This window comes from Amnibacterium flavum (genome assembly GCF_003097495.1).
GTDB classification, from domain to species: domain Bacteria; phylum Actinomycetota; class Actinomycetes; order Actinomycetales; family Microbacteriaceae; genus Naasia; species Naasia flava.
In genome coordinates, this window is the sequence record NZ_QEOP01000002.1 from 993,083 (window position 1) to 1,015,186 (window position 22,104).

Here is a 22,104-nt window from a genome sequence, read left to right on the forward strand (position 1 = left end):
CGACGCTAACAGTGACCGAGGACATCGGAGGCCGACCCGGACGTCCCAACCTGAGCGCCCGCCGGGTGCGGGCTCGGAACGCGGGCGTAACGTTCATGACGGTAAACCTTCGGCGACCTCAACAGGAGAACTAGTGAAGCAGCGCACCATCGGCACACGCACCGTCAGCGCGATCGGCCTGGGCGGGATGCCCATGTCCATCGAGGGCCGGCCCGACGAGGAGCAGTCGATCCGCACGATCCACGCGGCACTCGACTCGGGGGTCACATTCTTCGACACCGCGGACGCGTACCACCTGCACGCCGACGACGTCGGACACAACGAGGAGCTCTTCGCGAAGGGCATCGCCACCTGGAGCGGCGACACCTCGGACGTGCTCGTGGCGACGAAGGGCGGACACCTGCGTCCCGGCGACGGATCATGGACCCTCAACGGTCGCCCGGACTACATCAAGGGGGCCGCGAAGGCGTCGATCAAGCGGCTCGGCGTCGAGCGGATCGGGCTGTACCAGTTCCACCGCCCCGACCCCGAGACCCCGTACGCGGACTCCGTCGGTGCCGTGCGCGACCTGCTCGACGAGGGCCTCATCGAGATGGCGGGCATCTCGAACGCGAACCCCGAGCAGATCCGCCTCGCGCAGGAGATCCTCGGCGGTCGCCTCGTCTCGGTCCAGAACCAGTTCTCGCCCGCCTTCCGCAGCAGCGAGCCCGAGCTCGAACTCTGCGCGGAGCTCGGAATCGCCTTCCTTCCGTGGAGCCCCCTCGGAGGCATCGGCCGCGCCAGCCAGCTGGGCAGCAAGTACGAGGTGATCCAGCAGATCGCCGACGCGCACGGGGTCAGCCCCCAGCAGGTCACCCTCGCCTGGGAGCTCGCCCTCGCGCCCATCGTGATCCCGATCCCGGGCGCGTCGAAGCCCACGAGCGTGGAGGACTCCGCGAAGGCGGCCGACCTCGAGCTCACCGCCGACGAGGTCGCCGCGATCTCGGCCTGACCCGCCCGTCGGCACGGCATCAGGTGCCGGGTCCCGGCGGGGGCACCGTCCCGCGGCGTGCGCTCTTGCGCCGCCGCGGGGCGGGGCTAGCCTGGGCGCGTGACCACGGTCCCGGATGAGTACGAGCTGCGCGATCGGCGCCTGCCCGACATCGACTGGGCCACCCCGCCCGCCGGCAGCGCGGTCTCCACGTTCGACGCTCCGAGCGGACCTCTGGCGGTTCTCTCGATGGGGGATCCGTCCGCGCCGCGGGTGGTCCTGGTCCCCGGAGTCACCGGGTCGAAAGAGGATTTTCACTTCCAGTTCTCCGAGCTCGCCGCCGCCGGCTTCCTCGTGCAGAGCTACGACCTCGCAGGGCAGTACGAGTCGTGGCAGGCCGGCCCCGAACGTCTCAGCCCGCCGCGCGCCGAATACGACTACGACCTCTTCGTCGACGACATGATCGCGTTCCTCGAAGCGGGACGGACTCCGGCGCATCTCGTCGGCTACTCCTTCGCCGGCATCGTCGCCCAGCTCGTCGTGGCCCGCAGACCCGAGCTGGTATCGAGCCTCACCCTGTTGAGCACCCCTCCGCTCGCCGGCGACTCCTTCCGCGGGGTGCGCTGGCTCGGTGCCTTCAGCAGGCTCGGCTCACGCGAGGCGATCGCCGGCTTCATGAGATGGGGCATCGACGCCAACACCCAGCACGTGCCATCGGGCCGTCTGGCGTTCGTCCGCGAGCGCTTCTCGCTCACCCGCACGGACGCGCACGAGCAGGTCGTCGGCCTGATGCAGGCCGTGCCCGACCTGGTGGAGCAGTTACGGGCGGCGCCCATTCCGAAGGCGGTTGCGGTGGGCTCCCACGACCTGTGGCCGCTCCGACTCCACCGACGCTTCGCGAGCGGCATCGGGGCGAGCATCGCCGTCTACCGGACCGGGCACAGCCCGTGCGAGACGGCGCCATATCAGCTCAGCCGAGATCTGCTCTCCCTCTTCGACAAGGCGCTGCAGACCGGTTGAGCGGGGCGTCGTAACTGGGGCGTGGATGGCGCGCGCGACCCGTCGCCGGATGGGGCGGCGGTCCCGCCACTCGAACGCGAGCGTGCCGAACGCCATCCCGATCCGCCGACCGAAGCCGTCGAGGGTCGAGAACGGGCGGGCCGAGATCCCCACCGCCAACTCCCTGTCGTAGAGCACCCGCATGTCGGGAAGCAGCGCGAAGCTGATGTCGAGGTCGTCGTGCAGCTCGCTGCGCTCCACGTTGACGCTGGGCCGGATCCGGTGCCACGCCTCGGCGCGGATGGCGAAGTTGGAGCCGAACAGCGGGGGATGCCCCAACGCGATAGACATCGACCAGAAGTAGCCGCCGAGATAGAGGGCGTGGCCGAGCCGCTCCACGATCGGGGAGCCGCCGTAGAACTCGCCGGATCCCGTGATCGCGGTCAGTCCCGGGTCGTCGGAGAAGGACGCGGCGATCCGCTCCAGCCAGTCGGGGGCCGGAACGGAGTCCGCGTCGAGGCGGGCGAGGATCTCGCCCGTCGCCGCGTCGAAGCCGGCGGCCGTCGCCTTGGGGATGCCCCGCACGGGTTCGTGCACCACCCGCGCGCCGGCGAGGCGGGCGACCGCCACGCTGTCGTCGGTGCTGCCGTTGTCGACGACGACGATCTCGTCGGCCTGGCGGTTCTGGGCGGCGAGGGCGGCGAGGCAGTTCCGCAGGAAGTCGGCGTCGTCGAGCACCGGGATGACCACCGAGATGCGCGACATAGTGCGCTCAGACTACGACCGGGCCAGTCTCCGGGACCCTCACCACGCTCGCGCCACCTTCGCGTGACGCACTGTTCGCCTGACCCACACTCGGGGTCCCCGTCTCTCACGACGAATGCTGACGTGGTCGCCAGCCCCTGCTCGGCTTCGGCTCCTACGCTCGGCGCATGCCTGTCGCACTTCCCTCCCGAGTGCCGGTGTGGGCATGGAATGCCCTCATGGCGCGCGTCGCGCCGGGGGAGCTCCGCCGCTTCAACGCCGAACCGGTCCGCACCGTCACGGTCACCCGAGACCTCCCGTACGGCGGTTCCCGCGACCCCGAGCAGCGGCTCGATGTGCTGGTGCCCGAAGGGTCCGCACCGGGTGACCCGCTGCCCGTGTACGTCTACTTCCATGGCGGCGGATGGACCGCGGGCGACAAGGCGCCGCTCACGAAGTACTGCGCCAGCCAGGCCGACGCCGGCATGATCGTCGTCAACGCGAACTACCGTCGAGCCGACCACCGCGCGCGTTCCGGTCATCAGATGCAGGACATGCTGACCGACGCATCCGCCGTGCTCGGCTGGGTGCGGCGCAGCATCGCCGATTTCGGCGGCGATCCCGACCGGGTGGTCGTCGGCGGCGACTCGGCGGGCGGGCAGATCGCCGCCCTCACGACGGCGATCCAGCGATCCCCGGTCCTGGCCGAGCACTACGAGATCGATCCGTTCGAGGGCCCCGTCATCAAAGGGCTCGTGCAGCACTGCAGCGTGGCCGATTTCCGGATCGTGTTCGAGCGCGGCTTCATCATGGGACTCGACTTCGTCCGCATGCTCCTGCCCGACCGCGCACGAGGACTGACCCGTTCGCGCCTGATCGACGCGGCGCACTTCCTCTCGCCCGTCGAGTGGCTCGATGCGTCCGCCCCACCGACCCTTGTGACGAGCTCGGCGCGCGACTTCCTCTACCGGGCGAACCTCAACCTCGCGGCACGGCTGCGCGAACACGGAACGGACGTCGACTCCCTCTTCCTCGGCCGCGAGGCCGTCCGGGCGCGGCACACCTGGCAGCAGGACGCGAGCCTGCCCGAGTCCCAGCTCGTCTACCGACGTCTGCAGGAATTCGTGGGGCGGGTCGCGGCCCCGGGTCTCAGCGCCGCCTGAGCGCTGGTTCGGCCCGGAACTCGCCGCGCCATTTGATCCGGCGACGCCAGCGGAGCAGCGGCGACTCGTGCGGCCAGTGCAGGCTGAGCGACCGCCAGCCGCGGGCGACGCGGAGACGGCGGGCGCCCCGGTCGAGCGGACGCGACGAGATGCCCACCCGCAGGTCGCGGTCCCAGGCCACGAGGTGGCGCCGGCCGAGATGCACGCTGAGGTCGATGTCGTCGTGGATGTCGTCGCCCGTCCGGTGCACCCGCGACCGGACAGCGCGCCACACATCGGCACGGAAGGCGCAGTTCGAGCCGAACAGGGGCGGGTTGCCCAGAGCGGCGTGCATGCCCCAGCGGTAGCTCGACATGTAGACGTTGGAGAGCAGGCGCAGCACGCGTCCATCCCGCTCGACGTCGGCGTCGGAGTAGAAGTCGCCGGGCCCGGTCACCGCGGCGACGTCTCCGCGGCCGATCCGGTGTTCGATGCGTTCGATCCAGTCCCGGGGGAGCCTGCTGTCGGCGTCGCAGCGCGCGATGATGGGCGATGCCGCCGCGTCGTAGCCGGCGGACGCCGCGGCGGGGATGCCGGGTGCGGCCTCGAAGACCACCCGTGCGCCGGCACGCCGGGCGATGGAGGCGATGTCCTCGGTGCTCGCGTTGTCGACGACGATGACCTCATCGGGCGCCACGGTCTGCGCGGCGAGGTCCTGCAGCACGCGCTCGAGCTCGACGCCGTCGTCCTTGACGGGGATGACGACACTCACGCCGAGACGGTCACGACCACTGCCGCCTGCTGAACCCACAGCCGAAGACTGCGGCACCGCGGGCCGCGGGTCAAGTCGGTTGACAGGCGCGCACGGTGACCCTGAACCCCGACTGCCGTCCCGGTCCCCCCGCGCGGCTGTGGCGCGGATCCGCCGGTCGGGTGTATTCATAGCGTGTCAAACGGAGGAGGAGCCCGCATGGATCAGCTCACCATCGTCATGATCGTCGCCGCAGCGGTCAGCGCCGCGACCTGGATCGCCTCGCTCATCACGGGCGATCACTCCTGGGTGGACCGGATCTGGTCGATCGCGCCTGTCGTCTACGGCTGGATCTTCGCCGCCGGCTCGGGGTGGGACGCCCGAGTCGTGCTGATGGCATCGCTCATCACCCTGTGGGGCGCACGGCTCACCTTCAACTTCGCGCGGAAGGGCGGCTATACCGGGACGGAGGACTACCGCTGGCCCGTGCTGCGCGCGCGCATGACGAGGTGGCAGTTCGAGCTGTTCAACCTCGTCTTCATCGTCGGTTTCCAGAACACCCTGCTCGTGCTGATCACGACCCCGCTCGCCGTCGCCGCGGCGGAACCCGGCGCCGCGATCGGCGTCTGGGACGTCGTCCTGGCCGTGGTCTTCCTCGTCTTCCTCGCGGGGGAGACGCTCGCCGATCAGCAGCAGTGGGACTTCCACCAGCGGAAGGCGGCCGAGCGGGCGGCCGGGCGCGAGGTGCGTCCCGGGTTCCTGTCCACCGGCCTCTGGCGCTTCAGCCGGCACCCCAACTTCTTCTTCGAGCAGGCCCAGTGGTGGGTCGTCTACTTCTTCGGTGTCGCCGCGATCGGCGCCTCCGGGTCGCTGCCGTTCCTCGGCGGCGTCATCAACATCAGCCTGATCGGACCGGTGCTCCTGACCGCGCTGTTCCTCGGATCGAGCAGGTTCACGGAGGCCCTCAGCGCCGGCAAGTACCCGGAGTACGCGAGCTACCAGCGCACGACGTCGATGCTGCTCCCGCTCCCGCCCCGCACCCCGCAGACCCAGCCCACCACCTGACCGCCCGGAGCCCGTCGCCCCACCCGCCCGTTGAGCGCAGCGAAACGAGCCCCACCCCGCCCGCCGACCCCGTCGAAACGAGCCCCACCCGCCCGTTGAGCGCAGCGAAACGAGCCCCACCCCGCCCGCCGACCCCCATCGAAACGAGCCCCACCCGCCCGTTGAGCGCAGCGAAACGAGCCCCACCCGCCCGTTGAGCGGAGCGAAACGAGCCCCAACCTGCCCGTTGAGCCCGTCGAAACGAAGGCCCCGAGCGACGCCTCAGCTCCACGAATCGCCCCGGCGACCAGCATTTCTGTTACCTGAACTGGGGGTTCAGTCCACCGTCACGGGCGGCGTAGCGTTCAGACAACGAATTGGGGGATTCGCGATGTCTGAATCGAACCTGCTCGAGCTCATGCTCGGGCTCACCGCGGGCGCTGTGGGCGTCATCCTGATCGTCATCGGTCTTCCGCTCTGCGCCGCCGTGTTCGGACGCGCGCTGCTTCGCAGCTACCGGCAGAGGCGCCTGTTCCGTTCGACGACCTCGGCGATCGTGGTCACCTCGGTCGTGGCGCTTCTCGGCGGCGGACTGTGGGCGTTCGCCGTCAGCACCGCGCCGGGCGTCTACGACCAGCCGCTGTCGATGCTGGCGATGACGTTCATGCCGTTCACCGTCTCATTCGCGGCACTCGCACTGATCGCGCAGCATTTCACCACGCCGTCGCGACGCCGCAGCGAGAGCCGCGCGGCGGGGCTCGTCCGGTAGGACCTTTCGGGCGCGACGCGCCGACGGGGGTTGTTATGCCGCCCCCGGTATACGCACACTGAGCGGGTAGCCATCGACGGTCCGCCCAGGAGGCGCGCGTGAACATTCCGACGACCACTCACGACGGGGGAGCAGAGCGGCTCAGCAGGAGCCGCACCCGCACGCGGGTCGGTCTCGGCGTGATGATGCTCGCCGGACTCTCGGTGCTCACGGGATGCTCGGTCGTCGGGTCCGAGGCACCCGCCGTGACGCCGATCGCCGCCGAGTCGGCGACGATCCAGGACGTCTGCGACACCGCGACCGAGCTCACGGAGGCGGGCGAGCCGGGGAGGGCGCTCGACCTCATCGAGCAGTACCGGGACGGTCGGCCGGTCACCCCGACGCCGTCGCCGACGGTCACGCGGCGCACTGCGACTGTGAGCCCGAGTCCGACGCCGTCTCCGACGGCCACTCCGATCGTCGATTGCGAACCCGAGCGGCTCGCCGCGATCGATGCACTCGGCGGCACCTACCTGGCGGAGGACGTCCCCTCGCCCGCCAGCTCCTTCGCCAAGGACTGGAACGCGGTCGTCGCCGCATTCATCGTGCCGATCGTGCCGGCGCTGCTGTCCCTCCTCGGCATCGTCATCGCACTCCTGGTGCTAGCGCGCCTCGCCGCGCTCCTGCCGCGGATGCCGTGGCTGAGCACGCGCACCAAGGTGACCCGGGGCGTGCTCGGCCTGGGTGGGCTTGGCCTGATCGCCGTCGCCGCGGTCGTGCTGGCCACGACCTTCCCCCTCGGCGAACTCGGCCTGATGATCGGGTTCGCGGTCGTCGGACTCATCGGGAGCGTCCTCGCGGGCACCTGGCTGGCAGGGCGTCTCGCCCTGTCGATCGAGGTCCGGCAGGGCGACAAGTCGGTCCGCGAGGCGTCGGCCCGTGTGATCGCGCTGCTGCAGGAGATCGGCGCGGCGCCCCCGCGCGGCATCGAGGTCCCGGTCGGAACCGACGTGACGGCGCTGCAGAACGCGCTCGTCACCGCACCGGTCACGAACCCGTTCGTGCAGATCGTCCGAGCCGTCGTCGCCGCGATCATCGGCTCCACACCGTGGCGAGTGCTCGTCAGCATCGAAGACGAGGCCGCGTCGGTCATCGTGACCCGGAACGGGCGCACCATCGCCGCGCACGAGATTCACGCGCTGTCGCTCCTCCCGGCGGGGGTGAAAGACCCGGGCGCTGCGAAATCGGCGCCGCCGGCCGTCGCCGGCGAGGGACCGGAGAAGGTGGAGAGGCCTGCCGAGATGGTGCCGTTCCTCTCCGAGGCCGTCGCCGCGGTGGTGCTCGTCACACTGTCGGTCGAGTACGACGGATTCGAGGGCCTCGCGGGCGCCACGCAGTGGAAGAGCGTCGCTCGGGGGTACATCGCCACGACCGCTTTCCGAGATGACCCGGCCACGGCGAGGCGACTGCTCGGCTCCGCCCTCGAGGTCGACCCGGCGAATCTGGTGGCCGACATCTCCCTCCAGTACCTGCTCAACCGTCACGCCGCCGATCCCGACGACCTCGTCGCCTACCTGGCCTGGCTCGAGCACCGCATCGGGGGCCTCCTGCTTCCCGCCGTCGGCCCGCGCCCGGGGGAACCGGCTCCGGTCGAGGTGATGTCGACAGCCGATGAGGGCGCGTCGCACGAACGGGTGGAACGCGGCCATCTCGACATCGTCCGTCGGCTCCTCCTCAGCTACGGCGCCGCCGGCCTCAACCTTCGCGAGGTCGCGCCGTCACGGGTGCCCGACGCCGTCCTGCGCCGCAACGTCCGCCGCCTCGTCGACCTCCTCGCCGATGATCAGCCACCGTCGGGTGCGCTTCGCGATCGGATGCGGCCGATCGCCGGTCTGATGTTCGTCGAGCTGGTGCCGAGCGAGAAGGGCTCGGGCTCGCCGGTCGACCGCTGGGCCGACCTGGCCCTCGAGTCGGCATCGCCGTCGATCGCGTTCAACGCGGCCTGCTACTTCTCGACGGGCTGGCGCGATGAGCTGTCCGCGGGCGCGAAGAAGGTCATCGAGGCGCGCATCGCCGATCGGCTCCAATACGCGCTGACGGTGCCGCACCTGCGGATGGCGGCGTGGACCGACCCGGTCCTCGCCCGCCACCGCGACCACCCCTGGTACCGCGAACTGCTCCATAGATTCGAGTAGCGAGCACCCGACGAGGGAACCTCGTCGGGCCGTCGAACCGATCCGAACATCAGGCATAGAAGGCACCATAGAAACCACATAGAGTCACGTCGTCTCGTAGTCATGAGGGCAGAACGGTGACCGGCGGCCTGGCCGAGGGCGGCTCGCTCGACGGCGCCACGACGGTCACGACGACGACAGCGGGCGAGTACACGAACCCCGAGATGGGTGGAGGCATGGGCGGCGGCCCCGGCTCCCGCTGACGCCCGCCGAGGCAGGCGAGCCGCCCGGCCCCGCGCAAGCCGAGCCGGGCGGCTCGCCTCACAGACCGTGAACCGCCCCGCAGAGTCGGGCGTTCCGGCTGAATGCGCACGTTCCGGCTGGCCCCACCCGCCGCAACGTGCGCGCAGCCCGTCCGACAAGGTGCCCCACCTCCGCAGGGATCGGATACTCCGGTCCTGTCCGCTCGTTCCGCGTGGAGGAATGTCCGGAAGGTGCGTTCTCCCATCTTCATCGGGCGGCGTCTTCTAGCCTGGGCGCATGCGACCGAGCACGGCCAGACATCCGATCGTCGCCTACAAGCGGGCGAAGCTTCTGCCCGACTGGGTGAGGCACATGGACCGCGCGGCCGGGGATGCCCTCAACGCCCAGTACGCGCACCCTCAGCTGGACCGCGGCTACCGCAGGCTGTCCCGCCTGGCGGACCGCGGACGACTGTGGTTCGCGATCGCCGGCCTCCTGATGCTGCTCGGCCGGCGGCGGGCGGCGCTGCGCGGTGTCGCGTCTCTCACGGCCGCCAGCCTGGTCGCGAACCTCGTCGCGAAAAAACTTTTCGGCGGTCCCCGTCCACTGCTCGCGGATATTCCTGTCGGCCGCCAGCTGAAGAAGTACCCGTCCTCGGCGTCGTTCCCCTCCGGGCATTCGGCCAGCGCGGCGGCCTTCGCGACCGGGGTCGCCCTCGAGTCACCCCTCGCCGGAGCCATCGTCGCGCCCGTCGCCGCCGCCGTCGCCTACTCGCGACTCCACGTCGGCGCGCACTGGCTGTCCGATGTGCTCGGGGGAGTCACCCTCGGGGCCGGCGTCGCCGTCCTCGGCCGACTGGTCGTCCCGGCGGAGGTGCCGACCGCCATGCCGATGCCCGAGACCGGTGCCGCGGTCGAGCTCCCTGCCTCTGACGACGGGACGGGCGTCTTCATCGTCATGAACTCCTCGGCGGGCAACGACGTCGTCCGCATGGACCCGTCTACCGTGATCGAGCGCCGCCTGCCGAACGCGACCCTTCATCGCATGAGCCGCGAGGAGAAGCTCGACGAAGTGGTCCGTCACGCGATGACCTCGGCGGAGAGGCCGCGCGTACTCGGTGTCTGCGGCGGCGACGGCTCGGTCTCGCGGATGGCCCAGCTGGCCCGCGAATTCGAGCTGCCGCTGCTCGTGCTGCCCGGCGGCACCTTCAATCACTTCGCTCGGGCGGCCGGGGTCGCCACTCTCGACAAGGCGATCGATGCCCTGGCCGCCGGCACCGGGCTGAGGGTTGCGGTGGCCGACCTCGACATCGCCCGCGACGGCGGGTCGCCGGGCTCGACAACGGTGCTCAATGCGGCATCCGTCGGCATCTACCCCGACTTCATCGCCGAACGGAAGAGGTGGAAGAAGCAGCTCGGCAAGTGGCTCGCCGGCTTGGTCGCCGCGACTCACGCACTCCGGGCGGCGGAACCCGTCGACATCTCGATCGATGGTCGCCGCGCCCGGATCTGGTCGCTGTTCGTGAGCGTCGGCCGCAACGAGCCCGAGCAGATCGCCACGATGCAGCGGCGAAGCCTCGACGACGACGTGCTCGACATCCGCATCCTGCATGCCCGCGGATCGCGGTTCCGCGCCGTCATGTCGATGGCGTTCGGTCGGAAGACCAGTAGCGTGCTTCGGCTGCTCCACCTGCTGCCGCGGCGATCGGACATCGAATCGTTCACACGCACCGACCTCGACGTGAACGTTGGGCCACGGGCCGTCGGGACGCCGGGCCTCACCCACGACGGCGAGCTCGAGCAGCCGGAGACGGGCTCCTACCGCGCGAGCATCAAGATCCAGCCGTCAGCACTGGATGTCTACGCGCCGACCGGTTCGAGGACCCAGTCCTGAGAGGTTGAGGATCCGCCCCGCGCACGTTCCGGCGAGCGGGGCCGGCCGGAACGTGCGCGCCGAGCCGGAACGCCTGGGGCAGGTCGGGTGACCTGCCCGGTCACGGCTCTCGCGACTGAGTCAGCGGTTCTTGACCTTCGACACCGCGTCGGTGTTCGCGGCGGAGCGGTCGTTGCTCGCGCGCTTGTCGGCCTTGGCGTTGCGCTTCTCCTTGAGGCTCTTCGTCGCAGCCGTCTTGCTCGAGCTCTTGCGCACCGATTTGTCACCCATTGATCTGCCCTCCGTCGAGAGCCACGGCGACCCTGTTGTGCTGAGACTACGGGTTCGGGGGAGTCGGTGGGCGAGTCGGTGGTCGTGCGAACCCCGGGACACCCGGACGAGCCCGCCGTGTCCCGGCCGATCGATCGGCGGCGGGGTCCGACATCCTCGATCGCCGTCACCGTGCCGCCCCTCTCCGCCGGTGCCGGTTGCCATCGGGGCGGCCCCTGCCAGAATCGGTGCATGACCGCCGCGCTGCACATCACGGGAGATCCGGAAGCCGACGAACTGCTCTCCTCCGACCCGCTCGCTCTGCTCATCGGCATGCTGCTCGACCAGCAGGTCGCGATGGAGACCGCGTTCGCCGGGCCGGCGAAGATCCGCGAGCGCCTGGGACGCTTCGACGCCGAGTCGATCGCCGACGACAGCGCCGACGACATGTCCCAGCTGTTCCGCACCCCACCGGCGGTGCACCGATACCCCGACTCGATGGCGGGTCGCACCCAGGCGCTCTGCCGGGCGGTCGTGGACCAGTGGGGCGGCGACGCATCCGCTATCTGGACCGAGGGCGATCCCCAGGGCTCCGAGATCCTGCGGCGGTTGAAGGCCCTGCCAGGGTTCGGGGATCAGAAGGCGAAGATCTTCCTCGCCCTCCTCGGCAAGCAGCGAGGTCTCACCGCATCCGGATGGGAGAAGGCGTCGGCCCCCTACAGCGAGGAGGGCAGCCACCGTTCGGTGGCCGACATCGTCGACGCCGCCTCGCTGACGAAGGTGCGCGAGTTCAAGAAGGCAGCCAAAGCCGCGGCGAAGGCCACGAAGTAACCGGCACCCCGCCGCCCGCTGAGCCCGTCGAAGCGCAGCCGCTCATTTCGCTCCGCTCAATGGGCGGGGTCACCTCGCTATCGCCCGCTGAGCCCGTCGAAGCGCAGCCGCTCACTTCGCTCCGCTCAATGGGCGGGACACCTGCCGTCCGCTGAGCGCAGCGAAGCGAAGGCCCGCCTCGCCACCGCGGGTCGACGGAGTCGCTCATTTCGACGGGCTCAATGGGCGGGGTCACCTCGCCACCGCCCGCTGAGCCCGTCGAAGCGCAGCCGCTCATTTCGCTTCGCTCACTGGGCGGGACACCCTGCCGCCCGCTGAGCGCCGCGAAGCGAAGGCCCGCCTCGGCAACCGGGTCGACGGTACCGCTCATTTCGACGAGCTCAATGGGCGGGTCACCTCGCCGCCGCCCGCTGAGCCCGTCGAAGCGCAGGTGCGCATTTCGCTCCGCTCAATGGGCGGGGTGTCGTCGCTCCCGCCCGCTGAGCCCGTCGAAACGCAGCCGCTCATTTCGCTCCGCTCAATGGGTGGGACACCCTGCCGCCCGCTGAGCGCAGCGAAGCGAAGGCCCGCCTCGCCACCCCGGTCGACGGTGCCGCTCACTTCGACGAGCTCAATGGGCGGGGTCACCTCGCCGCCGCCCGCTGAGCCCGTCGAAGCGAAGCCGCTCATTTCGCTCCGCTCAATGGGCGGCACACCCCGCCGCCCGCTGAGCGCAGCGAAGCGCAGGGGTCCTTGCGGCGAGGTGCAGGAGGGCGGCGCGGGATCGCGTAACGGAAGGCCAACGATCGCTGCCCGCGTAGAGCGTCGTGGGCGCTTTAGGCATCGTGGCCGCGGAAACCCCGTAACGTGGACAGTGCGGTCGGAGGGACGGTGCGTTACGTGGCGGAGTGCATTCACGGATTCGAAGAGGGGCTCTGCGACAGCTGCTACCCCCGCGAGGTCAAGGTCGACGAGTCGAAGCCCGTCATGAAACGAGGCAAGGCCGCTGCGGTCCGCGGGCCGCGAACGGTCCCGGCCGGAACGACGACACGACCCCGTTCACGCGGTGAAGGTCGCATCGCCGCCGCGCGCCCCGTCGTGCCGCTCGGCAGCCGCCGCATCTACCACGTCACGCACATCAGCAACTTCGAGTCGATCCTGCACGACGTCGCCATCCGCGCCGGCGCGACGCCGATGATAGATCTGCTCTCCCCGGAAGCCCGCGCCGCCCGCTCGACCGCCGAGGTCGTCGCCGGCGAACCCGTGTCCGCATTCGTCCCGTTCGCCCTGTCGCCCGACGCCGCCTGGTGGAATCTGATCCTCACCGGCGCCATCGAACCCACCTGGTCCGACGCCGCCCGCAAGGAAGCGGCGACGCAGTACATCATGCTGGTCGGCACCGTTGGCGCGATCGGCCCCGACGTCGTCGTCAGCGACCGGGATGCCGCATCCCCGCTGGCCCGCTTCGGCGTCGGACTGAACGCCGCCTCCGCGCTCATGCGCAGCGCTCTCGAGGACGACCCCGAGCTCATCCACCCCGAGGTCCTCGCCCGCGGCGATTACCCGCTCGAGCAGATCGTGCTCCTCGCGATCCCGAACGAGCCGGTCCGCGAACGAGTGAAGCAACTCATCCGCGACAGCGGCGAACAGGCACCGAAACTCGCCGTCTACCCGCCCTGGTTCCAGCCGACGGACCCCGACGACGAGGCCTGACCCTCTCGAGCCCGCTCCTCAACCGGTAGAAAGAACCCGGTGAGAGGAAGGCGTGGATGAGCGACGGACCAGCCGATGACGTATCGGACCGCACCGGCGACGACCCCTACCTCGGAGAGCGACGCCACCTTCTCGGCGTGGCGTACCGCATGCTCGGCACCCTGCACGACGCAGAGGACGCGGTGCAGGACGCCTTCGCGCGCTGGTACCGCCTGACGCCCGGGGAACGCGCCGCCATCGCCGTTCCGGGCGCATGGCTGACCAAGGTCACCGGGCGCATCGCGCTCGACATGCTCGGCTCCGCCCGCGCGCGCCGCGAGCGATATGTGGGGGAGTGGCTACCCGAACCCGTCCCCGCGACAGCTCTGACCTCGGCGTCGCACTCCGGCGACCCGCTCGACGCGGTGGCGCACGACGACTCCGTCAGCATGGCCCTCCTCGTCGTCCTCGAATCGTTGACCCCGGCGGAGCGGGTCGCCTTCGTGCTCCACGACGTCTTCGCCGTGCCATTCGACGAGATCGCCGAGATCGTCGGCCGCACCCCGCAGGCGTGCCGCACGCTCGCCTCGTCGGCCCGGCGGAGCATCCGGGATCGACGCGAACGCGAGAGCGGATCGGCAGCGCACCGGAGGGTGATCGAGGAATTCTGGGCCGCCAGCCGCAGCGGCCGGCTCGATGCACTGATCGCCGTCCTCGATCCCGACGTCGTGACCCGTTCGGATGGCGGAGGCAAGGTCAGCGCGGCGCTCAATCCGGTGCGCGGCGCGGACAGGGTCGCACGGTTCCTGCTCGGCATCCTCGCCAAGCAGTCGGAGCTGGTGGCGACCCTCGAACCCGTCGGCGACCGGACGGGGTTCGTCTTCCGCCGCGACGGCGTCGTCACGAGCGTCGTCACCGCGAACGTGAGGGGCGACGTCGTGACCGATGTCTGGATCGTCCTCAACCCCGACAAGCTCGACGCGTGGAACCGCCAGAGGGAGTGACGACCGGACAGCGGGATCGAGGAGGGCGCCTCACATTCGCCCCGCCTGCATCGTCGAGGAGGTAGGAGCTGTCATCTCGACGGCCGGATACCGTACGGGGAAGCCGTCGGGGAGGAGTGCAGGGGATGAAGATCGCTGTCGCAGGGGGCACCGGGGCCGTGGGCCGTCACGTGGTCGATGTGGTCAGAGAGCGCGGACACGAGCCTGTGGTGCTGGCACGGTCGACGGGCGCCGACCTCATCACCGGATCCGGCCTCGCCGACCGGCTGGACGGAGTCTCCTCGGTCGTCGACGTCACGTCGATCGCCGCCCAGTCGGGCGCGACGTCGACGAGGTTCTTCGAGCGGGTCACCGAGAACCTGCTCGCCGCGGAGCGGAGGGCGGGAGTCGGGCATCACCTCGCCCTCTCCATCGTCGGCAGCGACCTCGCCCCGCACGGCTACTACGCGGGCAAGGCGGCCCAGGAGCGAGCGGTGGAGCAGGGCGCGGTGCCCTGGACGATTCTCCGCGCGACCCAGTTCCATGAGTTCGCCCCGCAGATCCTGGGGCGGATGAGGACGGGTCCGCTCGCGCTCATCCCGGTCATGCGATGCCAGCCCGTCGCCGCCCGCGAGGTAGCCTCTCGACTCGTCGACCTCGCGGCAGGCGTCCCTGCGGGCCATGCGGTCGATCTCGCAGGACCGAGGGAGGAATCGATGGTCGACATGGTCCGTCGCTACGTCTCGGCGACGGGCGGCCGATCCGCTCTGCTGGCCATTCCCGTACCCGGAGCGTTCGGGAAGGCGCTGCGGGACGGCACGCTCCTCGCCGGTACCGAGGCGCAGCGCGGAACGCAGACTTTCGCGCAGTGGCTCGACGAACTCGGTGCCGGGCGGGAGTCTCGACGGCGCTGAGTTGACGGCGCTGAGTCGACGGGCGTCGCGATCGGACAGCCTCAGGCGATGAGGGGGTGCAGGTCGAGTCCGAACAGCACCAGCGGCCACAGGATGATCGCCAGCAGCCCCTCGATGAGGTTGCCGAGGATGTTCCACTCGACGAGGTACCCGCGGACCGCCGCGACGATGATCCCCACGACGACGTACAGGACTCCGACGACACTCACACCTCGACCGCGTCTGCGCATCCGACCCACCCAACGATTCCGCCCGGTCCCATCGACCGGTGACAGACGCACGATACCGACGGCATCTGCCGAAACGGTGAGCGTCAACCCAGTGGCTCCGATGCGGTGCACCTCATCTCGTCATCTCGGCCGCAGCACGGACGGGTCGGGCCGCGCGCAGCACCGACCTCGGATCGTAGATCGCGGACAGGGCGACCAAGCGGTCGAGGGTCTCCTGCGGGTAGCTGCGGCGCACGTCGACCGGGTCGGCGCTAGAGGAGAAATTGGGCATCGATCCGCCCGTGGACCAGGGCTGCATTGCGGCCATGATCCTCGCGGAGTCCGCGGCTGTCACGGCTGCCACCGGACCGGCCGCGATGCCGATGGTGATGAGACTCACCGCGGCGTCTCGGTGACCCATCGCGCTCGGCCCTGTCGGCGTCCGAGCGATCGCCCCGCCGAGGAGGCGGAGTTCCACTGCCACCTGGACACTGTCGGCTCCGGGCCCCGCAGCCCTGAGGAGGGCATCGACGGCATCCGGCGGGAACTCCCGCAGCAATCCGCCGTTGTCGGCCGCCGGCATGGGATCGACCGGGTCGGCGTGGATGGACGCGATCTGCGAGTACGGCAGGTCGCCGATCCCTCCGAGCACCGGGGTGGCGACGGCGAGGAGCGGTGCGAGGATTCGCTGCGCCTCCTCTGCGTCACCGACCCAGGCGAACCGGACGGCGAGCGTGACCTTCCCCGCGAGGGGCGGCGGCACGAACGGGGCGTCGGGCATCCGCATGATGGCGACCGAGGTGGTTGCCGCGTCGGGCAGGTCGGGCGCCCATTCCGCCCAGGCATGCAGCACCGCTGCGATGTCCTCTGCGCCGAAGTAGAGGGCGCCCCCGTAGATCTCCGACAGCCGGGGGAGGTCGAGCTCGACCGCGGTCACGATGCCGAGAGCCCCCTTGCCGCCGCGAAGAGCCCAGAACAGGTCGAAGTTCTCGGTGCCGCTGACCCGTCTCCTCTGTCCGTCGCCCGTGACCACGTCGAAGGCGCGAACGTAGTCGGCCGACACCCCGAAGGTCCGGGCGACGGGTCCGAGGCCGCCGCCGGTCAGGTAGCCGACGACGCCGACCGTCGTCGCACTGCCGGACAAGGGAGCGAGGCCGAGCGGGGTGGCTCGCTCGAAGAGAGCTCCCCAGGTCACCCCCGCACCCACCCGAGCCCAACCGGCCTCATCCACGTTCAGCTCGTCCATCGCGCCCGTGCGGATCAGCAGCACTCCGTCGAGGGGGTCGGCTGCGCCGTGTCCGGTCGCACGAACCGCCACCTCGATGCCGTGATCCGCCGCATAGCGCACCGTCGCGGCGACGTCCTCGGCGGAGTGGGCCTCGACGACGGCGATCGGGTGGGACTGGACCGCGACGTTCCAGGAGGCGGCGCCGAGGTCGTAGCCGTCGGAGCCGGGCCTGTGGAGGGGGCCGGTCAGGAGCGCGGCGAGTTCATCGAACTGCTCGTCGCTGAGTATCGGGGTGTCGGTCGATGTGGGCATGCGCTGCTCCTGGAAGCGGATCGTGTGACGGAGTGAATTCGGAGGTCGTGAAACTCTCTGCGGTTGCGCGGGAGCGGGGGATGGGGCGGACTCCCGAGTAAACCGGGTTGACTGACGGTGACGAGTCGCTCGGACTCGACGAAGGAGCACTCATGGCGCTGACCTATTCATCAGTCGAGGGAACCGAACTGGTGACGGTGGCGTACGACGGCGATCTGTCCGCCGCGGATGTGCGGGCGCTGCGCGAGCACATCGAGTCCGTGGTCGCGGACCACGGCGCGATGCGCCTGCTGCTGGAATACGGCCGTGCCGGATCCATGCCGCCGAGCGCGCTGTTCGAGGACATGAAGAACGCGGAATTCGTGCGGAAGATCGCGCGCGCTGCGATCGTGACCGATTCGACCTGGATCCGAGGTGTCGCGGGCACCATGCGGCACCTGGTGCCGTTCGAGGTCAAAGTGTTCTCGCCCGATGAGCACGGGGCAGCGCTGGAGTGGGTCACCGACTGACCCGTCGACCCGTGCGCTCTCCCGGTCCACGCCACGCTCCCTTGCGTCGTTAGGTGAGCATGTTTCCGCAGACCCCCGAGACGCGCAACGTGCCGCTCGGGGGTCTCGGGCGTGACATCCACCTCACGTGCAGTGGGCACCCAGGTCGGGCGGAGAGGTCAGCCGTAGCGTCGGGGCAGACCAACCGGTGCAGCGAGGGAGCAGGACTATGACGACGGCGACGAAAGACGAACTCGAGACGATCGGCAAGATCGTGAAGGCGGCTCGCATCGGCCTTCTGACGACGATCTCCGAGGATGGTCGGCTGCTGAGCCGTCCGCTCGCGACCGTCGAGGCGGAGTTCGACGGCGACGTGTGGTTCTTCACCGCCGACCCCTCCCACAAGACGGAGCAGCTTCAGCTCAACAACCAGGTCAACGTCGCCTACGAGTCCGGCAAGGGGTACCTGTCGATCGCCGGCACCGCCGAGATCGTGCACGACCGTTCGAAGATCGACGAGCTCTGGACGCCGGCGGCCGAGGCCTGGTTCGAGCAGGGCAAGGACGACCCGAACATCGCCCTCATCAAAGTGCACGCCGAGAGCGCGGAGTACTGGGCGAGCCTCGACCCCAAGCCCGTCGTGCTGCTGAAGTACGCGAAGGCGATCGTCACGCATGACCGGCCCGACATCGGCGAGAACGCCAGCGTCGATCTCTGAGCGCGTGAGGTTCAGCTCCCCGGCAGCTGCCGGGGGAGTCCGAACACCGTCCTGACACCGGGGGAGAACAGCACCGAGTCCGGCGTGGCCGCCCCCAGGTCCGGGAATCCCGCGGCGGCGAGCAGCTGGTCATCCATCCGGATCAGTTCCGCCTTCCGGAGCGGCCAGCGCTCGTGCTCGTTGCGCGCGTAGTTCGTCACGCCGAGGTGCGTCTCGTGGAACGCCCACCGCGCGGTGAGGAAGTCGGCGATCGGATCCCCTTCCACCGGCGCGGAGAGGGGGCGCGCGACGAGATGCGTCCCGGCGTTCGGCACGGCCCGCTCATTGCGCTTCGGGACCAGCCGGGCGTCGAGGTCGTGGCGGCGGGACCGGTAGGCCACGAGTCCGCCCCGCCGGCCCATGGACATCCTCGCCCAGTGATACGGAAGGCCGAACGCGGCTCGGGCGGTCAGGACGCTGACCAGCCGACTGGCGTCGAGCGAGGCGAAGACCACCCCGCGACGTCCGCGCTCGTCGACGGAGTACAGACGCACGTTGACCTCGGGGAAGGTGCCGAAGTACGGCACCGCCGGACCGCCAAGGAAGGCGCTGTGCGACAGTCGGAACGCGATGAGCCCGACCCAGGTCGACCCGTCGATCTCGTCGGGCCGGGTCCCCTCCGGGAGGAGAGGAGCCACACGGGCCGGATCGACTCGCCAGTGCAGGAACGTGGCATCGCTCCAGCGCTGCGCGATGACGATACGACCGCCGAGCGGCGGGGCTGTGACGCTGATGGGCTCGATCTGCACGACCCGAGACTACGTACCCAGGGTGATCAGAAGTCGAGCAGGCCCCGGATGTCGTCGGCGGACAGCGTCGAGCTGAACAGCTGGTCGTCGTCGATGACCGCGTCGAAGAGACGTGCCTTCTGCTCCTTGAGAGCCATGACCTTCTCCTCGATGGTGCCGTCGGCGACCAGCCGGTAGACGTTGACCGATCGGGTCTGGCCGATGCGGTGCGTTCGGTCGATCGCCTGCTCCTCGGCCGCCGGATTCCACCAGGGGTCGAGCAGGAAGACGTAGTCGGCCTCGGTCAGGTTGAGGCCGAAACCGCCCGCCTTGAGGCTGATGAGGAAGACCGGCGCCTCGCCGCCGCGGAACCTGTCGATGACCTCGGAGCGGCGGGTCGTCGATCCGTCGAGGTACTCGTACTCGATGCCGGCGGCTTTGAGCCGTTCGGCGGCCTTGCCGAGGAACGAGGTGAACTGGCTGAAGACGAGCGCGCGATGGCCTTCGGCGATGACGTCGTCGAGGTGGTCGAGGAGCACGTCGAGCTTGGCCGACGGCATGCTCGCGTACTGCTCGTCAACGAGCGACGCGTCGAGGCTGAGCATGCGCAGAAGGGTGAGGGAACGGAAGACGATGAACCGGTTCTTGTTCATGTCGGTGAGGAGTCCGAGAAGCTTCTGCCGCTCGCGCTGCAGGAACCGGTCGTAGAGCTTGCGGTGCGCGGGTGCCAGATCGACGTGCAGGACCTGCTCCTGCTTGGGCGGCAGGTCGGATGCGACGAGCTGCTTGGTGCGTCGCATCATCAGCGGGCGGATGCGGCGACGCAGCCGGGCGAGTCGCTCGAGCCCGTACCCGGCGGCGATGGGGCGCGTGTACTCCTCAGCGAACTTGCGTCCGGAGGGGAACAGGCCGGGAGCGACGATCTGGAAGATGGCCCACAGGTCGGTGAGGCTGTTCTCCATGGGCGTGCCGGTGATGGCGAGCTTGAACGGAGCGTCCAGCGCCACGGCGTTCTCGTGAGCCTTCGAGGTGGCGTTCTTCACGAACTGGGCCTCGTCGAGGATGAGCCCCGCCCAGGCCACCTCCTGGTAGCCGGCGAAGTCGAGCCGGAAGAGCGCGTACGAGGTGATCACGATGTCGGCGCCCCGCGCCGATTCGGCGGGCGAGATGCCGGACTTGCGCTGGGTGCGGGTCACCCCGGTGACGGCCAGACCGGGGGTGAAGCGCTGCGCCTCGGCCACCCAGTTCGAGACGACCGATGTCGGCGCGACGACGAGGAACGGCTTGCGCCCGATTCCGGAGGTCGTCTCCGTCGCGTGGGCGACGAGTGCGAGGGTCTGCAGCGTCTTGCCGAGCCCCATGTCGTCGGCGAGGACACCGCCGAGTCCGTGCCGCCACAGGAAGGTCAGCCAGGTGTAGCCGTCACGCTGGTACGGCCGCATCTCAGCCTGGAGGCCCGCCGGCAGCGGGGTCGTCTCGATGGGTGCGTCACCGGTGAGCTCGCGGAGACCGGCGACGGTCTCACGCCAGGAGATGGCCTGGACCGTCTCCTCCGCGAGGTCTTCGAAGTCCGCCCAGAGGCTCGCCTGGTATCGGCTGATCCGGAGGCCCGTCTCCCATTCGTCCAGTTCCGACGCCTCGGCGATGAGCTCGCGGAGCTGATCGAACACCGGCTGACGCAGCGACAGGTAGGACCCGTCGATCAGCAGGAGCTTGTTCGACCCCTTGGCCAAGGCCGTGAAGAGCGGTGCGAACGGGACCTTCTTGCCGTCGACGGTCACGACGACGCCGAGGTCGAACCAGTCGCGCTGATCGGTCTCGACGGTCGTGACGGTGAGCGCGGGCACCCCGGTGAGCTCGCGGTACTCGGGGACGTCGCCGACGACGTCGACCCGGACGCCGTCGGTCTCGCGGATGCGGGGGAGGACGTGCTCGCTGAACTCCGCCGCATCGACGCCGACGAGGGTGGTGAGCGCGGTCGGCACGCCGCCGCCGAGTGCCTCGCGGAGGGCGTCGATGACCTCCCGTTCGGCGACGGGGTCGCGGAACTCGTCGTCGACGGTCGGCGAGACGGCGAGAGGAACGCGTTCGCTCCCGTACTCCCAGTGCCAACCGAGGGTCAGCATGTTTCCCGGGGAGTAGGTCGCGGTCAGGACGAGACCGGGCGCGGATGCCTCGGGCAGCTCGACGGATCCGTCGGGACTGGTCACCGAGACGGCGCGCCGCAGCTTCGGGTAGTACTGCGAGAGGAACTCGTCGGCGTCGCTCGCGGGGACGACGATGGTCGACGGGCTCTTCAGGAGCTGGCGCTGCTCCTCGGTGACGGGCTCGACGGTCGGTGCGAGCGCGACGGTGGTCGGGTCGAACGTGAACGTGTAGAGGCCGTGGTCGCCGAGCAGACGCACCGCGTCGGTCGGCCGCCTCTCCCCGTCGATCCGTATCGCAGGGGCGACGAGCAGGTCCCCGGGGTTGCCGTGCTCGGAGGTCGAGACGATCTCGATGCCGAGGGTCGCGCCGTGCCCGATGGTGACGGGGGTGCTCTTCTTGCCGGTGACGAATTCCATGCCCAGCTCGGCGGCGGATTCGAAGAGCGACCACAGCAGCGGGCTGCCGATGTGGTCGAGGTAGATCCAGTCCGGCTCGGCCGCGCCGTACGTGCCGCGAGTCGACCGGTCGAGAGCGACGAGTTGGGCGAGCCAGCTCTGGTGCTCGGGGTTCAGGCGCAGCCGTCCGGTGTGGTAGCCGACGTTGCTCCAGTTCACGGTGCCGCGAACCCAGTTGCCGGACACGCTCCGGGTGACGGGTCGGATGGCGAGGCGCAGGTCGGCGCTGCGGGGCGTGTTGATGTCGGCCGTCTTGGCGGAGGCTCCGCGCCAGCGGTCGCGGAGGGCGCCCATCTCGCGCACTTCGAAGAGAAGCCCCATGGGCGTGAAGTCGTGGCTGACGGTCCGCGATCCGGAGGCCGCTCGCGCGTCGGTCATCGCGGTCACGGCGGTCTTCCAACTGGCCGAGGGCATCCCTTCAGG

Annotated in this window: 20 protein-coding genes and 1 pseudogene; 14 read left to right on the forward strand and 7 right to left on the reverse strand. The window is 69.9% G+C overall.

Annotated elements, in window-relative coordinates:
* Positions 1 to 133: 133 nt before the first annotated feature.
* Both DDQ50_RS12360 and DDQ50_RS12365 read left to right on the forward strand, forming a co-directional pair.
* A complete protein-coding gene (locus DDQ50_RS12360) occupies positions 134 to 991 on the forward strand; it encodes an aldo/keto reductase (protein ID WP_116757004.1) in 858 nt (285 codons plus the stop codon).
* Positions 992 to 1,090: 99 nt separating this feature from the next.
* Complete coding sequence (locus DDQ50_RS12365; protein WP_116757005.1) at positions 1,091 to 1,990, forward strand: alpha/beta fold hydrolase; 900 nt, start codon at positions 1,091 to 1,093, stop codon at positions 1,988 to 1,990.
* 207 nt (positions 1,991 to 2,197) lie between these two features.
* Here the strand turns inward: DDQ50_RS12365 and DDQ50_RS12370 are convergent.
* Positions 2,198 to 2,734 (reverse strand): annotated as a pseudogene (locus DDQ50_RS12370) (glycosyltransferase family 2 protein); the annotation flags it as partial.
* A gap of 167 nt (positions 2,735 to 2,901) precedes the next feature.
* On the opposite strand from DDQ50_RS12370, the gene DDQ50_RS12375 reads away from it, so the two are divergent.
* Positions 2,902 to 3,876 (forward strand): alpha/beta hydrolase, encoded by a 975-nt coding sequence (locus DDQ50_RS12375; protein WP_276308399.1) that lies wholly within the window; start codon positions 2,902 to 2,904, stop codon positions 3,874 to 3,876.
* Here DDQ50_RS12375 and DDQ50_RS12380 read toward each other — a convergent pair.
* Positions 3,863 to 4,627: a glycosyltransferase family 2 protein gene (locus DDQ50_RS12380; protein WP_240614372.1), complete on the reverse strand. Its 765-nt coding sequence runs from the start codon at positions 4,625 to 4,627 to the stop codon at positions 3,863 to 3,865. The genes DDQ50_RS12375 and DDQ50_RS12380 overlap by 14 nt on opposite strands.
* A 198-nt stretch (positions 4,628 to 4,825) precedes the next feature.
* On the opposite strand from DDQ50_RS12380, the gene DDQ50_RS12385 reads away from it, so the two are divergent.
* From DDQ50_RS12385 to DDQ50_RS12400, 5 genes are all read left to right on the forward strand, one after another.
* Positions 4,826 to 5,671 carry a DUF1295 domain-containing protein gene (locus DDQ50_RS12385; RefSeq protein ID WP_116757008.1) on the forward strand — a complete coding sequence of 282 codons (846 nt, stop codon included), beginning with the start codon at positions 4,826 to 4,828 and terminating at the stop codon, positions 5,669 to 5,671.
* A gap of 370 nt (positions 5,672 to 6,041) precedes the next feature.
* Positions 6,042 to 6,419: a hypothetical protein gene (locus tag DDQ50_RS12390; RefSeq protein WP_116757009.1), complete on the forward strand. Its 378-nt coding sequence runs from the start codon at positions 6,042 to 6,044 to the stop codon at positions 6,417 to 6,419.
* Positions 6,420 to 6,517: 98 nt separating this feature from the next.
* Positions 6,518 to 8,593, forward strand: a complete 2,076-nt coding sequence (locus DDQ50_RS17290) for a hypothetical protein (protein ID WP_165829802.1) — start codon at positions 6,518 to 6,520, stop codon at positions 8,591 to 8,593.
* A gap of 116 nt (positions 8,594 to 8,709) precedes the next feature.
* Entirely contained in the window at positions 8,710 to 8,835 is a 126-nt protein-coding gene (locus DDQ50_RS17615) for a hypothetical protein (protein WP_276308401.1), read from the forward strand.
* 277 nt (positions 8,836 to 9,112) lie between these two features.
* Positions 9,113 to 10,708 (forward strand): bifunctional phosphatase PAP2/diacylglycerol kinase family protein, encoded by a 1,596-nt coding sequence (locus DDQ50_RS12400; RefSeq protein ID WP_116757010.1) that lies wholly within the window; start codon positions 9,113 to 9,115, stop codon positions 10,706 to 10,708.
* Positions 10,709 to 10,828: 120 nt separating this feature from the next.
* Here DDQ50_RS12400 and DDQ50_RS17295 read toward each other — a convergent pair whose 3' ends face one another.
* On the reverse strand, positions 10,829 to 10,978 hold the full coding sequence (locus tag DDQ50_RS17295; protein ID WP_165829803.1) for a hypothetical protein: 150 nt from the start codon (positions 10,976 to 10,978) through the stop codon (positions 10,829 to 10,831).
* A 231-nt stretch (positions 10,979 to 11,209) separates the two neighbouring features.
* Between DDQ50_RS17295 and DDQ50_RS12405 the strand changes: the two genes are divergently transcribed.
* The 4 genes from DDQ50_RS12405 (at position 11,210) to DDQ50_RS12425 (ending at position 15,356) form a co-directional block, all read left to right on the forward strand.
* A complete protein-coding gene (locus DDQ50_RS12405; protein ID WP_116757011.1) occupies positions 11,210 to 11,788 on the forward strand; it encodes an HhH-GPD-type base excision DNA repair protein in 579 nt (192 codons plus the stop codon).
* Positions 11,789 to 12,667: 879 nt separating this feature from the next.
* Positions 12,668 to 13,480 carry a DarT ssDNA thymidine ADP-ribosyltransferase family protein gene (locus DDQ50_RS12415; protein ID WP_133245965.1) on the forward strand — a complete coding sequence of 271 codons (813 nt, stop codon included), beginning with the start codon at positions 12,668 to 12,670 and terminating at the stop codon, positions 13,478 to 13,480.
* A gap of 56 nt (positions 13,481 to 13,536) precedes the next feature.
* Positions 13,537 to 14,463: an RNA polymerase sigma factor SigJ gene (gene sigJ, locus DDQ50_RS12420; protein WP_116757014.1), complete on the forward strand. Its 927-nt coding sequence runs from the start codon at positions 13,537 to 13,539 to the stop codon at positions 14,461 to 14,463.
* 125 nt (positions 14,464 to 14,588) lie between these two features.
* Positions 14,589 to 15,356: an SDR family oxidoreductase gene (locus tag DDQ50_RS12425; protein WP_205663629.1), complete on the forward strand. Its 768-nt coding sequence runs from the start codon at positions 14,589 to 14,591 to the stop codon at positions 15,354 to 15,356.
* A gap of 41 nt (positions 15,357 to 15,397) precedes the next feature.
* On the opposite strand, the gene DDQ50_RS17300 is transcribed toward DDQ50_RS12425, so the two are convergent.
* Together DDQ50_RS17300 and DDQ50_RS12430 are read right to left on the reverse strand one after the other, a co-directional pair.
* Positions 15,398 to 15,565, reverse strand: coding sequence for a hypothetical protein (locus DDQ50_RS17300; protein ID WP_165829804.1), 168 nt, complete (start codon positions 15,563 to 15,565; stop codon positions 15,398 to 15,400).
* Between the two features lie 133 nt (positions 15,566 to 15,698).
* On the reverse strand, positions 15,699 to 17,105 hold the full coding sequence (locus tag DDQ50_RS12430) for an FAD-binding oxidoreductase (protein WP_116757016.1): 1,407 nt from the start codon (positions 17,103 to 17,105) through the stop codon (positions 15,699 to 15,701).
* A 107-nt stretch (positions 17,106 to 17,212) separates the two neighbouring features.
* On the opposite strand from DDQ50_RS12430, the gene DDQ50_RS12435 reads away from it, so the two are divergent.
* Positions 17,213 to 17,614 (forward strand): SpoIIAA family protein, encoded by a 402-nt coding sequence (locus tag DDQ50_RS12435; RefSeq protein ID WP_116757017.1) that lies wholly within the window; start codon positions 17,213 to 17,215, stop codon positions 17,612 to 17,614.
* Positions 17,615 to 17,822: 208 nt separating this feature from the next.
* Positions 17,823 to 18,311: a pyridoxamine 5'-phosphate oxidase family protein gene (locus tag DDQ50_RS12440; protein ID WP_116757018.1), complete on the forward strand. Its 489-nt coding sequence runs from the start codon at positions 17,823 to 17,825 to the stop codon at positions 18,309 to 18,311.
* A gap of 11 nt (positions 18,312 to 18,322) precedes the next feature.
* Here the strand turns inward: DDQ50_RS12440 and DDQ50_RS12445 are convergent, their stop codons facing one another.
* Both DDQ50_RS12445 and DDQ50_RS12450 read right to left on the reverse strand, forming a co-directional pair.
* Entirely contained in the window at positions 18,323 to 19,099 is a 777-nt protein-coding gene (locus DDQ50_RS12445; RefSeq protein ID WP_240614374.1) for a YqjF family protein, read from the reverse strand.
* A gap of 26 nt (positions 19,100 to 19,125) precedes the next feature.
* Entirely contained in the window at positions 19,126 to 22,095 is a 2,970-nt protein-coding gene (locus DDQ50_RS12450; protein ID WP_116757019.1) for a DEAD/DEAH box helicase, read from the reverse strand.
* Positions 22,096 to 22,104: the final 9 nt, after the last annotated feature.

What these genes read in the sequence shown, in the direction of transcription:
- DDQ50_RS12400 (WP_116757010.1), top strand. Translation starts at nt 9,113, where the DNA reads ATGCGACCGAGCACGGCCAGACATCCGATCGTCGCCTACAAGCGGGCG.
- DDQ50_RS12430 (WP_116757016.1), bottom strand. Translation starts at nt 17,105, where the DNA reads ATGCCCACATCGACCGACACCCCGATACTCAGCGACGAGCAGTTCGAT.
- DDQ50_RS17295 (WP_165829803.1), bottom strand. Translation starts at nt 10,978, where the DNA reads ATGGGTGACAAATCGGTGCGCAAGAGCTCGAGCAAGACGGCTGCGACG.
- DDQ50_RS12375 (WP_276308399.1), top strand. Translation starts at nt 2,902, where the DNA reads ATGCCTGTCGCACTTCCCTCCCGAGTGCCGGTGTGGGCATGGAATGCC.
- DDQ50_RS12385 (WP_116757008.1), top strand. Translation starts at nt 4,826, where the DNA reads ATGGATCAGCTCACCATCGTCATGATCGTCGCCGCAGCGGTCAGCGCC.
- DDQ50_RS12450 (WP_116757019.1), bottom strand. Translation starts at nt 22,095, where the DNA reads ATGCCCTCGGCCAGTTGGAAGACCGCCGTGACCGCGATGACCGACGCG.
- DDQ50_RS12440 (WP_116757018.1), top strand. Translation starts at nt 17,823, where the DNA reads ATGACGACGGCGACGAAAGACGAACTCGAGACGATCGGCAAGATCGTG.
- DDQ50_RS12390 (WP_116757009.1), top strand. Translation starts at nt 6,042, where the DNA reads ATGTCTGAATCGAACCTGCTCGAGCTCATGCTCGGGCTCACCGCGGGC.
- sigJ (WP_116757014.1), top strand. Translation starts at nt 13,537, where the DNA reads ATGAGCGACGGACCAGCCGATGACGTATCGGACCGCACCGGCGACGAC.
- DDQ50_RS12425 (WP_205663629.1), top strand. Translation starts at nt 14,589, where the DNA reads ATGAAGATCGCTGTCGCAGGGGGCACCGGGGCCGTGGGCCGTCACGTG.
- DDQ50_RS12405 (WP_116757011.1), top strand. Translation starts at nt 11,210, where the DNA reads ATGACCGCCGCGCTGCACATCACGGGAGATCCGGAAGCCGACGAACTG.